Source organism: Priestia sp. YIM B13489, assembly GCF_042787645.1.
GTDB classification, from domain to species: domain Bacteria; phylum Bacillota; class Bacilli; order Bacillales; family Bacillaceae_H; genus Priestia; species Priestia megaterium.
Genome location: NZ_JBHZOQ010000053.1, coordinates 2449033 through 2461614, shown reverse-complemented (window position 1 = coordinate 2461614; position 12582 = coordinate 2449033). Strand labels below are relative to the sequence as shown.

The 12582-nt window shown below is 37.1% G+C and carries 14 protein-coding genes and 1 tRNA gene; 8 read left to right on the top strand and 7 right to left on the bottom strand.

Features of this window, described 5'->3' with window-relative positions; all coding sequences use genetic code 11:
* Positions 1 to 132: 132 nt before the first annotated feature.
* On the top strand, positions 133 to 975 hold the full coding sequence (locus ACFX4W_RS18330; RefSeq protein WP_043982006.1) for a sulfurtransferase: 843 nt from the start codon (positions 133 to 135) through the stop codon (positions 973 to 975).
* Between the two features lie 75 nt (positions 976 to 1050).
* Here the strand turns inward: ACFX4W_RS18330 and ACFX4W_RS18325 are convergent, their stop codons facing one another.
* The 4 genes from ACFX4W_RS18325 to ACFX4W_RS18310 all read right to left on the bottom strand — a co-directional run bounded on the left by ACFX4W_RS18325 (position 1051) and on the right by ACFX4W_RS18310 (position 3350).
* Positions 1051 to 1695 carry a FusB/FusC family EF-G-binding protein gene (locus tag ACFX4W_RS18325; RefSeq protein WP_162214088.1) on the bottom strand — a complete coding sequence of 215 codons (645 nt, stop codon included), beginning with the start codon at positions 1693 to 1695 and terminating at the stop codon, positions 1051 to 1053.
* 135 nt (positions 1696 to 1830) lie between these two features.
* Positions 1831 to 2100: a CD3324 family protein gene (locus ACFX4W_RS18320; protein ID WP_165575258.1), complete on the bottom strand. Its 270-nt coding sequence runs from the start codon at positions 2098 to 2100 to the stop codon at positions 1831 to 1833.
* Between the two features lie 375 nt (positions 2101 to 2475).
* Positions 2476 to 2604: a YuzL family protein gene (locus ACFX4W_RS18315; RefSeq protein ID WP_013056674.1), complete on the bottom strand. Its 129-nt coding sequence runs from the start codon at positions 2602 to 2604 to the stop codon at positions 2476 to 2478.
* Positions 2605 to 2669: 65 nt separating this feature from the next.
* Positions 2670 to 3350: a class I SAM-dependent methyltransferase gene (locus ACFX4W_RS18310; RefSeq protein ID WP_162214087.1), complete on the bottom strand. Its 681-nt coding sequence runs from the start codon at positions 3348 to 3350 to the stop codon at positions 2670 to 2672.
* 104 nt (positions 3351 to 3454) lie between these two features.
* Between ACFX4W_RS18310 and ACFX4W_RS18305 the strand changes: the two genes are divergently transcribed.
* Positions 3455 to 3679 (top strand): DUF3892 domain-containing protein, encoded by a 225-nt coding sequence (locus ACFX4W_RS18305; protein ID WP_043981998.1) that lies wholly within the window; start codon positions 3455 to 3457, stop codon positions 3677 to 3679.
* Between the two features lie 12 nt (positions 3680 to 3691).
* Positions 3692 to 3838 (top strand): hypothetical protein, encoded by a 147-nt coding sequence (locus ACFX4W_RS18300; protein ID WP_013056671.1) that lies wholly within the window; start codon positions 3692 to 3694, stop codon positions 3836 to 3838.
* A 303-nt stretch (positions 3839 to 4141) separates the two neighbouring features.
* On the opposite strand, the gene ACFX4W_RS18295 is transcribed toward ACFX4W_RS18300, so the two are convergent.
* From ACFX4W_RS18295 to ACFX4W_RS18285, 3 genes are all read right to left on the bottom strand, one after another.
* On the bottom strand, positions 4142 to 5017 hold the full coding sequence (locus ACFX4W_RS18295) for a helix-turn-helix domain-containing protein (RefSeq protein WP_014460489.1): 876 nt from the start codon (positions 5015 to 5017) through the stop codon (positions 4142 to 4144).
* Between the two features lie 394 nt (positions 5018 to 5411).
* Complete coding sequence (ribD, locus tag ACFX4W_RS18290) at positions 5412 to 6503, bottom strand: bifunctional diaminohydroxyphosphoribosylaminopyrimidine deaminase/5-amino-6-(5-phosphoribosylamino)uracil reductase RibD (protein ID WP_165575259.1); 1092 nt, start codon at positions 6501 to 6503, stop codon at positions 5412 to 5414.
* Positions 6500 to 7249, bottom strand: coding sequence for a GTP cyclohydrolase II (locus ACFX4W_RS18285; protein ID WP_280559500.1), 750 nt, complete (start codon positions 7247 to 7249; stop codon positions 6500 to 6502). The genes ribD and ACFX4W_RS18285 overlap by 4 nt, the downstream gene beginning before the upstream one ends.
* 235 nt (positions 7250 to 7484) lie before the next feature.
* Between ACFX4W_RS18285 and ACFX4W_RS18280 the strand changes: the two genes are divergently transcribed.
* The 5 genes from ACFX4W_RS18280 to ACFX4W_RS18260 all read left to right on the top strand — a co-directional run bounded on the left by ACFX4W_RS18280 (position 7485) and on the right by ACFX4W_RS18260 (position 12565).
* Positions 7485 to 7557, top strand: a tRNA-Phe gene (locus tag ACFX4W_RS18280).
* A 262-nt stretch (positions 7558 to 7819) separates the two neighbouring features.
* On the top strand, positions 7820 to 8527 hold the full coding sequence (gene yycF, locus ACFX4W_RS18275) for a response regulator YycF (protein WP_013085552.1): 708 nt from the start codon (positions 7820 to 7822) through the stop codon (positions 8525 to 8527).
* A gap of 6 nt (positions 8528 to 8533) precedes the next feature.
* Positions 8534 to 10441: a cell wall metabolism sensor histidine kinase WalK gene (gene walK / locus ACFX4W_RS18270; RefSeq protein WP_013059906.1), complete on the top strand. Its 1908-nt coding sequence runs from the start codon at positions 8534 to 8536 to the stop codon at positions 10439 to 10441.
* A complete protein-coding gene (locus ACFX4W_RS18265) occupies positions 10432 to 11799 on the top strand; it encodes a YycH family regulatory protein (protein ID WP_028409756.1) in 1368 nt (455 codons plus the stop codon). The genes walK and ACFX4W_RS18265 overlap by 10 nt, the downstream gene beginning before the upstream one ends.
* Positions 11786 to 12565: a two-component system regulatory protein YycI gene (locus ACFX4W_RS18260; RefSeq protein ID WP_043977594.1), complete on the top strand. Its 780-nt coding sequence runs from the start codon at positions 11786 to 11788 to the stop codon at positions 12563 to 12565. Before ACFX4W_RS18265 ends, ACFX4W_RS18260 begins: the two co-directional genes overlap by 14 nt.
* Positions 12566 to 12582 lie beyond the last annotated feature (17 nt).

The window sequence follows — 12582 nt, the reverse complement described above, 5'->3', positions numbered from 1 at the left end:
AAGCGTTAAAATGGTCAATTATTCTACGGGGAATAATTGAAGGAAAACAAAATAGCTTTGCCGTAATTTACATATAACGCTTTTCATTTTTAGTTATTTCAACTAGAATTTTGGTAAAAGGATGTGAATGTTATGAATACTATTATTTCACCAGCTGACTTACATACTGCATTACAGCACCCCCAACACTCCATTGTGTTGCTTGACTGCCGATTTACCCTTGGAAATTCTGAGGCAGGCGCAAATGCTTATCAAAATGAGCACCTCCCGCATGCTCATTACTTGGATTTAGAAAAAGATTTGTCTTCTGCAGCTGCTTCTCGCGGAGGCAGACACCCGCTGCCTGACGTTCAAAAACTAGCTCAAAAGCTCGGCAGCTTAGGAATTAATGCTGATTCAAAAGTCGTCGTTTATGATGAACAAAACGGAATGATGGCTTCAAGAGCATGGTGGCTACTGCGATATATAGGAATTGAAGACGTAAAAATTTTAAATGGAGGTTTTAATAACTGGAAGCAATCGGGATATGAAACAACGAAGAACGTCCCAGAAGCTTCCCCTCAAACGTTTGTACCTTTCGTTCAACAAGATTGGGGACTTGCAGGAGTTGAATACGTAAAAGAGAATCTTCATAACCCTAATGTTGTTCTTATCGACTCTCGTGAAAAAAGGAGATATCTCGGCTTAGAAGAACCCATTGATTTTGTAGCAGGACATATCCCAGGCGCCATTCATTCTTTCTGGCAAGATGTGTTAACTTCAGAAGGTTTATGGAAAACAGATAAAGAGTGGAAGGAAATGTTTTCAGCTATTGATTCTCACGCTGAAATCATTGTATACTGCGGATCGGGTGTATCTGCTTGTCCGAACGTTTTAGCTTTAAAATCAGCAGGTTTTCCAAATGTAAAATTATATGCCGGCAGCTGGAGCGATTGGATTAGCTATCGTGACAATCCAATCGAGAAAAGCAGATAGACAAAGAAGGCTCAGTCTCACCAAAAGTATAGAGGCTGAACCTTCTCTTTTTGTATTCTTCTTATTAGCCGCATGTTATTTACTGAGCCTTAACATAAAATCATGAAGCCGCTCTAAGGTAAGCAGATTTTGATTACATGCTTCGCTATCGTGACAAATATAATTTCCTCGTTGTGTAAATGTCCCTTGAACAGTTCCTTTGATTTCAGCAGTGAACATACCGACTTCCTCGTAGCTGTGGCAAAGCGTGCATATTCCTTTCTGATTGATAGGTTTAAATGTTCCTTGAATACCTTTTAACTTCTGGGTATACGGCTCCTGCGCTACGATAAACTTTCTGTTTGAGCCTTTATCGATCCAGCTAACATAGGAAATGCTCGTTAGATCCATGCTATCAGCAGAAGGGACTTTTAACTTTTTCACTTTTGGAAACAGCTTTTTCACGCCAGCTTCTGTAAAAGATTTAAATGGAATCACGTAAGGCTTTATCGTTTCTAAAAACACCTCTGCTTGCTCCTTATTTCTAACCTCAGCAACTGACAGCAGTAATTCTTCCTGTTCCTCGCTAAGAACATCAAACACATTTAATACTTTTTCTTTTGCAAGAGCTTTTAAAGCCTGCAGCACATCAGAATTGTTTACTGTTCCATGCCCATTGATAAGAATTTGCGTTTGGCTTTTGATAAAATTATATTGATCATTTCTTATAAACGCTTCCACGTTCTTCACTCCTTCTTCATTTAATTAGCTACTTTTTACTTTACCGTACGGATTCCTTTTATGAAATGTAAAAAATAAATCAGAAATAAACTATACCTAAAAAAGCGCAGGCATTCAGTTGCCAGCGCTTGATTTCTACCGTTGCTTTTTATATACAATTTTTTTGATGGTTTCGGTTGATAAAAAGTATTCACGGGCTAGTTCCTCAATTGAAGTTCCTTTTTCAAACAAATTCTTAATCCGTTCGTTTCGCTCGTCAATCAACTTTCTTCCACCAGAGCAAGTTCCCCATTTTCTTTTTGCCTTCTGCGGCTTTGGAATATAAATGGTTTCTCCTTGAATGTATTTTTGAATTTCACTAATCAGCTCTTTAGGTAAAATATTTGTTGCTTTTACATACGTCATTTCTGCCAGCTCCTTATGTGGTTTTGCTTATACAATAAGGGGCAAAGCCGTATATATTAGAAATGAGATATGCGCGGTTAGGCGATGTCTATTACTAAACCGTCCACCCCATGCAAAGTATCGCCTTTCTAATATCAGGCTTTGCATGAGACGCTGCAGTATCCGGTAAACATCTTTTATTTACCATTTATTACACCTCCACTTTACATCAGCTGTAAACCAAGCTTGTATAAAATTACAATTATTGGCTCAGATTTTATTATAAGCTATCTATAATCTTGCACACAATACCTTCTTATTTATAAAACTGACCCCATAAATAAAACGAACTTGCAGGGAGCTCGTTGTTCTCCCTGCAAGTTCGTTTTATTTTTGTTATGAACGCTTCTGCTTTTTGTTAGCTGAACTGCTTTGAACACCTTGTTCAGAAGTGGTCGTCCCTTGTCCTTCTACATTTGGTGAACCTAGCTCTGATTTTGAGCGGTCTTTTTTAATTTTACTCATGTCACTCACCTCCAGTTTGTAGTGTACCCTTTGTACAGCTACATATAAGGAGAGGTGTGCTGTTTTTATTGTTTCTTGAGCATAAATAGCCATAGAAACGTTAAGGCTTGCTTTAATTCATTTGGAAGCTGTCCAATCAGCTTATCTGTAACATTTCGCTTATATACACCTTCGCCATCGATTACTTCCCATCCATTTTCTTTTGCAAGCTGTTCAAACTCCCACGGCATCATCGTATTGCAAATAACGTCTTCACCATATAGTCTTTGAAAACTATTAGTACGAGGCTGAGCAGTTGGTCCAAGAATACCTATACATGCATATCCTCCTGTTTTTACAACTCGGTGCAATTCCTTCAGAGCTAATCGCGGGTGCTCCGTCCATTCCAGGGCGTTGATTACCATAACCCCTTCTACTGATTCAGAAGACAGCGGGAGCTTCATAATATCAGCTTGAGCGAACGACAAATTTTCACTTTTATGCAGTTGGGATGCTTTTTGAATCATTTCTTCTGATAAATCAAGACCGATTGCTTTATATCCAGAAGCGGCTAGAAGAGACGTCCCAAACCCATCACCGCAGCCGACGTCTGCCACTATACCACCTGATTTAAGATGTTTTTGAATAAATGGAATAACTGTTTTCCGACTTCCGTTTTTCCACATTTCTTCACTTCGGCTATTCCAAAATGATACTTTTTGGTTCCACTCGTCTTGAGCTTGGTCATGCCAATTAAATGTTGTCATTTTTTATCCCCTTTGTACTCTTTTCTTTACCTTATCACTTTTTGCAATGAATAAAAACGACTTTTTCAGCAACCATATAGATGTAAAGGAAGGTGTTTATTTGTATGAAAGAACGTTTCGTTGCGGTACGTAAAAATGCAGAGGGTGACCTGCTAGAATTTCAAACGGCTTCAGGAGCTGTTTTAACCTATGAAGAAGCGTTAAAGAAAGTAGAAGCCGGAGACGTTGAGCATGTGAGTACCTTTGTAGGGAAAGACGGCGGTACGTATATTCGCAGTATTCCTGACCATGACAAAACAAATAATCTCGATGCATTGCCATCATTTTAAAGGAGAATGAAGATGACAAAAAAGAATAATAAAGGAAGCGCTAATCAAAGTAACCCAAAAACGCAGCACCATCTTGTTGAAATGGGTGAAGAAATTTCAAGCGGGGATAATTCAAAGGGAAACAAACGCAACAAAGATCAGTCAAGTAAAACACAATAAAAAAAGCCGTGCTTCTTAGCACGGCTTTTTTTATTAATGTTGGCTTGGAAGACCTAATGTTGAAAAATCTCCTGTTGCTACGCTTGTTCCAACTGAAGCAACACCTGCTACTAATGTAAACGCTAATGCCATACCGACTAATACTTTTTTCATAATTATTTCCTCCTCTTTCTTTGATTTGACTCTAGTGTATCACAGGATAAAAGTAGATGAATTCCTTTCTATCAGCATTTATCCCCTTAAAATCATGGATTTCCTCCATTTTGATAGAAATTTCTCAAAAATTATAATGATAGGAATATTTTAAACAAATAGAGCTTCAAGTTCTTTTTCTACTAGCTTGACGAATCGCTCATTTCGTTGCAGGGTGAAAATGGTCATAGACTTTTCCATATATTCTTTACCTTGTTCAATTTTACCTAATTTGATTAAGCTCTCTCCTGCTTGGTAATGAAGTTCTCCAAATAAATACATTGATTCATTACTAATGCACAAATCGATTCCTCGGTTGCTATATATTAATGATTCATCATAGTTACTCATATCTCCAAGCGTTTTGGCAAGTGCATTTAAAATTCTAATTTTTATATTTTCGTCTTTTGTTTGGGGCAGCTCATTTAAGCTTTTGAGTGCTGTTTGATATGTATCTAGAGCCTGTTCATACTCTTTCTCTTCATAAAGAATAATTCCAATGCTATTTAAAATTTCAATTTCTCTTTCTTTATAAAACGTTGCCGATTGCTTAGTAAGCTCGATCGCTTGGTACATTTTAGACAGCGCATCTTCTTTGTTATGATGAATGTAATACACGCAAATACCTTCGTGCCACATTAAAAATTGCTTGTTCAGCGGATTTTGAAACAGCGGACTTTCTTTTTCTTTTACAATGATATTATGAATAGCATCATAATCTCTCTGACGAATATATTGACGAATTAACGATTGAACCGCATCTACGTAATCAAGTCGAGGTGATTCGACACTATCAAAAAAGTAGTTAACATCTACGCCAAGGCGCTTAGAAATTTTATAGAGGGTAATGCTTGATGGATATTCTTCACCGTTTTCAATTTTGCTGATTTGCGCTTGTGTACAAATGTCTCTTGATAATTCTTGTTGTGTCAACCCTGCCATTTTGCGAAGGTCTCTCATAACACTCCCAATTCTATACTCTCTCATCTCTTTTCTCACCCTTACTTTCACATAATATATTCTCTCTATAAACATATAGTGATTTTATTTAGATAGTCAACTGTAAACACGTTAAAAATTTATACAATGTTTCGAAATTGACCATTCCCTATAATAGCAAATTAATCTATAAGAGTAAAATAGTGTATGATTTCTCTTCTCTAAAAAATCCTGTAAAAAAATAATATTGAGACATAACGAAATCAATCCAGTCTACAGACGAACAAATAGGATGAATAAGCTAATATAGATCACTTGTTACACCGCTAAAAGCACCTGCATATATGAAACTTATGTTCACTATAACAGCAAAAAATCCGAACGATAAATCGTTCGGATCTTCTTCAACTAACATATTTTTGTTCCATTCTCATTCACATTTTTATTTATAAACAGGATATCCAACAAATTTAAAGTCTTTGCCGATTGACGTCACAGAAAGACGCTCCACGTCCACTGCGTCCCACATTTTCTCTATGCCTTTTCCTTCTAGGAAAGTAGGAGCTTCTTTTCCTCCTGAAAGCTTTGGAGCCATATACAGCACCAATTTATCAATTAAACGATTTTCCACGAATGCGGCATTCACTTCGCCCCCTCCTTCAATTAAAAGAGACGACACAAATTTCTCACCTAGTATAGAAAGCATATCTTCAAGATTTACTTTGTCCTCACCGCATGTAACAAATACTTCGACGCCTTGCTTTTCGAGCTGTTCTTTTTTTTCTTTTGAATAGCCCTGACTTGTAAATATCCACGTTGGAGCTAAAGAATCCGTTGCTAGCTTAGATTCAAGCGGCATGCGCAGCTTTGAATCCATCACAATACGAATTGGACTGCGGCCGCCTTCAATACGAGTTGTCAGCTCAGGGTTGTCCTTAATGACCGTATTCACCCCTACTAAGATACCCGCTGTTTCATGACGCAGCTGATGTACATCCAAACGAGCTTCCTCAGACGTAATCCACTTGCTGTGAGAAGAAGCAGTTGCTATTTTACCGTCTAACGTAATCGCTGACTTTAATGAAACAAACGGCTTCTTCGTTACAATATACTTATTGAAGACCTCATTCATTTGACGTGACTCTTCTTCACATACACCTGTTATAACTTCAATGCCTGCGTTTTCTAAAATTTCGACTCCATTACCTGCTACTAAAGGATTCGGGTCTAAAGTTGCTATGACCACTTTTTTTACACCGGCTTCAACTAGCGCTTCAGCACAAGGACCTGTACGCCCGTGGTGTGAACAAGGCTCTAGCGTTACGTAAGCAGTCGCTCCTTTTGCTTGTTCGCCAGCCATTCGCAGCGCGTGAATTTCAGCGTGCGGTTCGCCAGCTTTTAAATGCGTACCAATTCCAACGATTCGATTATCGTTTACAATGACCGATCCTACAAGCGGATTTGGCTCTGTTTGTCCTTTTGTTGATTTTGCGTTTTGTAAAGCTATATTCATATAAAATTCGTGATTGATCAAAGAAGAACCTCCTCTTTTAAATGTCCTGAACGTTTAACTTTAGTATCCAAATACTTTTCATTAAACTGCGATACATCTCCCCAAAGTGGAACGCGCCCTGATAAAAGTGCGCCGTTTTTCTCAAGCGCGATTAGCTTTTTTGGATTATTGGTAATCAGCGTAACCGGTTTTTGGCGCAGCACTTTTAACACGCTGATGGCATCACTATAGCTGCGAGTATCATCTTCAAATCCTAACCCTTTATTCGCTTCTACCGTATCAAATCCGTTTTCTTGAAGAACGTATGCCATTGCTTTGCTGAATAGGCCAATGCCGCGTCCTTCATGATTTGCTAAATAAAATAGCGCTCCGCTCCCATTTTCGACGATCATTTTCATTGATTGTTTTAATTGAAAACCGCAGTCGCAGCGTTTGCTTCCGAATATATCTCCCGTATGGCAGATACTGTGCATACGAATGAGTGCCTCATGCGATTCTTGAAAATCTCCGTACACAAGAACACTAGATTGCTGCATGTCAGCTAAATTAGCTCCTTGCATTTTTTCAATAAGCTCTTCCGTACTTAAAGATCCTTCTTTTACATTATCAGAACGCAACCATGAATACCAACTAAATACTTGTGTCTCGCCATCCAGATTCACAGGGAGCGTAATAGGTCCTACTATATAAATAAAATGGTCTTCATTTTTTACTACGTTAATTTTATCTTTTAAAATTGAAACAACTTTTTGGTTAATCACAGTCATTTCCTCCTCTTATGTGTCTTTCACTTATCTACTATTTTCACATTGTGCTCAATCTCTCACATGAACAACTGTTTTTTTTAGCACTTCACTACATTTATCTTTTTTAATTGATGCATCAGCTTACTAAAAGTAAGTAACTTTACTTGCTTAAAGTATTATATGACGATACATTTATCTTGTAAAGCTTTTATGCTCTTTTTGTTACTTTTAGTAATTAACTTTTATAATTNATTTTGGCTCGGTAGCTCAGTTGGTAGAGCAAAGGACTGAAAATCCTTGTGTCGGCGGTTCGATTCCGTCCCGAGCCATCAAAAAGCATGACTTTATTTAAAGTCATGCTTTTTTCTTTTATTTACATTTAAAAGAAAACGTTATTTGCTTTGTATCTCTTTTGTGGTAATATATTACTTTTGTATTTAGAGATGGTTGAAAATCATATATCTTCATGTATAGTAGAGGATGAACTTGTGACGTTTCAAGGGTTATCAAGTATAATAAAACTACGGTATTCAAACAGTATGAATACTATCTTTTATATTTTGCTTCAACTAATAAAGGAGAACGATGATCATGGATAAACGTATTTTAGTCGTAGATGACGAAAAGCCGATTGCAGATATTTTAAAGTTTAATTTGCAAAAAGAAGGTTACGAAGTATTTTGTGCTTATGATGGCGTAGAAGCACTTGAAAAAGTGGAAGAAGTACAGCCTGAAATGATTTTATTAGATATTATGCTTCCTCAGAAAGATGGAATGGAAGTTTGCCGAGAAGTGCGCAAAAAATATGATATGCCAATTATCATGTTAACAGCAAAAGACTCTGAAATTGACAAAGTTTTAGGTCTAGAATTAGGTGCAGATGATTATGTAACTAAGCCGTTTAGTACGCGTGAATTATTAGCACGTGTAAAAGCTAATTTACGTAGACATCAGCAGGTAGCTGTTCCAACGGAAGAAAGCGAAACGAATGAAATTACGATTGGAGCACTTGTTATTCACCCAGATGCTTATATCGTGTCTAAGCGCGGAGAAACGATTGAACTGACTCACCGTGAATTTGAGCTGCTGCATTATTTAGCGAAGCACATTGGACAAGTCATGACGCGTGAACACTTGCTTCAAACTGTATGGGGTTATGACTATTTTGGTGATGTGCGTACGGTAGATGTAACAGTTCGAAGATTACGTGAAAAAATTGAAGATAATCCAAGCCATCCAATGTGGATTGTAACAAGACGTGGAGTAGGCTATTATTTACGCAGCCCAGAGCAGGAGTAATTTTAGATGAAGAAAGTAAGGCTCCTGCAATCTATTCATTTAAAGTTTGTATTGATTTATGTGCTGCTCATTTTAATTGCGATGCAAATTATTGGGGTCTATTTTGCACGACAATTAGAAAAAGAATTAGTTAACAACTTTCGAACGTCTCTTCAAGAGCGGACAGACTTGCTGACGTATAATATTGGACAAGAAATGGTGAAAAATCGTGATGATGATTCACCCACTCTTGAGGAAGACTTAAAGACTATTTTACGAGATTTTGCTTCAAGACCCAATTTAGCTTCAAATGATATGAATGACATCTCTGAAGTAAGAGTCATTGACCAAAATAGAAGAATCATTGCTACATCGAACTCAAATCCTCAACAGATCATAGGTAAAAAGACTAATGATTTAGCGATTACAAATGCGTTGTTAGCAGGAACAAACTCTGATAATGTATTTGTTGATCAAAGCGGACAGCGAATCAGAGTTATGATACAGCCTATTCGTTTACAGGATAAAGTAGGTGCCAGTCAATCAAATTCAACTAATAAAAATGGAAAAGTTCAGTCTAGCGAAGAAATCTTAGGTGCTATTTACTTAACAGCTTCCATGGAGCCTGTTTACGATCAAATGAGTAATATCAATCAGATCTTTAAAGCAGGTACGGTGATTGCTCTTTTTATTACAGCTATTTTAGGCGTGTTTTTAGCTCAGACGATTACTCGTCCAATGTCTGAAATGAGAAAACAAGCACTTGAGATGGCCAAAGGAAATTTTACTAGAAAAGCTAAGGTATACGGGTATGATGAAATTGGTCAGCTAGCTCTCACATTCAACAACTTAACAAGAAAGCTTCAAGAAGCACAGGCAACTACAGAAGGGGAGCGCCGTAAGCTTAGTTCGGTATTAGCTCATATGACGGACGGCGTTATTGCCACGGATCGAAAGGGAAGAGTAATTTTAATTAATGATCCAGCTGCCGCTATGCTAAATGTTTCACGTGAAACGGTTTTGTCTGATCCAGTTGTTTCCCTACTAGATCTTGAAGAAACGCATACGTTTGAAAGCTTGCTCGCTAATCAAGAGTCATTAATTTTGGACTTTAGTACAAAATCGGATCCCTTTATTTTAAGAGCTACCATTTCCGCTATTCAAAAAGAGACCGGTTTTATTAACGGGATTATCATTGTCTTGCATGATATTACAGAGCAGGAGAAAATTGATCAAGATCGCCGAGAATTCGTAGCGAATGTTTCACATGAATTGCGTACGCCGTTAACAACGATGCGCAGTTATTTAGATGCGCTTGCAGAAGGAGCATGGCAAGATAAGGACTTAGCTCCAACATTTTTAAATGTAACGCAAACGGAAACAGAACGAATGATTCGTCTCGTTAACGACTTGCTTCAATTATCTAAGCTAGATAGCCAAGACTACCGATTTAGTCGTGACCCAATCAATTTTGTGAAGTTCTATCATTACATCATTGATCGCTTTGAAATGACAATTGAACAAGGCATTTCGTTCGTGCGCGACTTGCCAAATGAAGCAATCTATGTCGCTATCGATCAAGATAAAATTACACAAGTATTAGATAACATTATTTCCAATGCAATAAAATATTCACCTGAAGGCGGAACCATTACGTTTTCAATTGCTCAGCATACGCATGAAATTGTTGTGAGCATTAAAGACCAAGGTATGGGAATTCCAAAATCAAATTTAGCTAAAATTTTCGAACGTTTCTATCGTGTAGATAAAGCACGAACGCGTAAATTAGGCGGAACAGGATTAGGGCTTGCTATTGCCAAGGAAATTATTGAAGCACATGATGGACGTATTTGGGCAGATAGTCAGGAAGGAAAAGGAACAACGATTTACTTTACTCTTCCGATTGAAAGTGAGAATGATGACGAATGGGAATGAGATATGAACATATCAAAACGGCCATCTTAGTTGTTCTCGTCGCTTCCAGTTTAATTATGACGTATCATATATGGACGTATCAGCCTTCTTATAAGGTCATTTCAAAAAATCAACATTTGCAGGAAGTTGAAGTGAGTTCAAAAAGTAAAATAGAAGATCATATTCTTCCAACAGAAGTTCTCTATCATCGAAACGATAATCACTACATGTCTCACGACGAAGATGATGTAAACAAATGGGTAAATGAAATGAAAAAGTGGAAATTTTCGAACGTGACGGACGTTTCGGATGCTATTTCTCCTGATGGATTTTTAAATTATGTCCATGGCAGTAATTCTATTGAAGTGCTGTATCCAGACGCGCTGCCTTTGAAAACATTTCAACAGCTTTTTTCATTTTCTCAAACGTCTTTGCCTAATCAAACATTTGACCGTGTACTCATTAAAATTAAGCGTACACCTTCATTTTTCGTGAGCGTGTATCTTGTGAATTATGAGCAAAAAAAGATTTATTCGGTTACAGTCAAGAATTTGGCCAAAGATGATATCAAAGAATTAGAAGATAAGATGAAACGTACGTATGCCCCGAGCTTTGTATATAAAGAAAACAAAAATCGGTATATCTTCCTTCCAGAAAACAATATCACGATGAATAGTGAAGTCTACTATACGAGCATGAGGCATTTAGATATTGAAAAATATAAGGAAGCGCTTTTTAACAACCCAGACTATGCACGGAAAGAAACGTCTACAAACCGAGATGTCTACACCGAAGGTACAAAAGTGATTAATGTTAATACGAAGACAGATGTGATGGAATATGTGAATCTTGTAAATTCCACGACCGAAGTAATGGAAGATTATAATTTAATAAACCGCAGCTTTAGCTTCGTTAATGACCACGGCGGCTGGACGGAATCTAATTACAGGTTCAACAGCTGGAATCGTATTACAAAAGAAATTAGCTATCGTTATTATAAAGATAACTATCCAGTGTACAGCAATCAGGGAATGACTGAAATATATCAAAGATGGGGAAATGCGGAGATTTTAAATTACCGTCGTCCTCTTTATCGTTTTGTGAGAGTACAGGATTCGAGTGTAGAAAAGCTGCAGTCATCTCAAAAGGTGATTCAATTAATTGAAAAACACCAAAACTTTGACCCGAATCTGTTAAAAGATATTTCAATAGGCTATCAGCTAGAAGAAGTCTCCCAGCAGCCAAAAACCGGTGAAAAGACGGTTGAGTTTAATTCTAACTCTGTCAAACTCGTTCCTTCTTGGTTCTATTATTATAATAGTAAGTGGTATCGAATTGCACCGCCGACCGAAGGAGGCGATAACGATGGATTGGAATAGAACAAAAACCATCTTTATTTTCACTTTCTTGATCCTTAATATTTACTTAGGCTATCAGATTTTTAAAACTCATCAAGAAGATCAGTACTCTCTATTTGTGGAGTCGAGCGTTGAAGAACAATTAACGAGTGAAGGCATTGAATATAAACATTTACCTGTAGATGTGAAGGAAGCTTCGTCGTTAAATGCTAAAAGCAAACTGTTTAAAGATGAAGATTTAAAAAAGCTTAAAGAACAAAAAGCAGCGCTGCTTGAGGAAAAAACAATTCGAAGTGTACTAGACAAACCTTTTTCAGTACCTGAAAAAAGTCCCGAAGCAAAGCTAAGTCAATTTCTAAAACGGTATGTGCTCTCGGGTAAGGATTATGAGCTATGGAATGTTAACAAAGAGAAAAAAACAGTTACATTCTTTCAACAATATAAGAAGCATAAAATCTTTGATAATGAAAATGGCATGATTATTGCTCATTTAAATGATAAAGGTGAAATTATTTCGTATGAACAAACGATGCTAGGTTCTGTGAAAACGTTAGATGATGAGCAGGATGTTTTAACGCCTTTAAAAGCATTAGAAAATTTGTTTTTGAAGGGTGAATTGAAAAAGAAAGATTCTGTAACAAAAGTAGAGTTTGGGTACTATACGTTTGATCTGCCACTACTAAATTCTCAAGTTTTAGCACCAACTTGGCACATTGTTGTAAATGGAGATACGAGTTATTTTGTAAATGCCTTTGAAGGGCAGATTATTAAAAAAGGAAATAAATAAGTATTTGGAGTGAGATA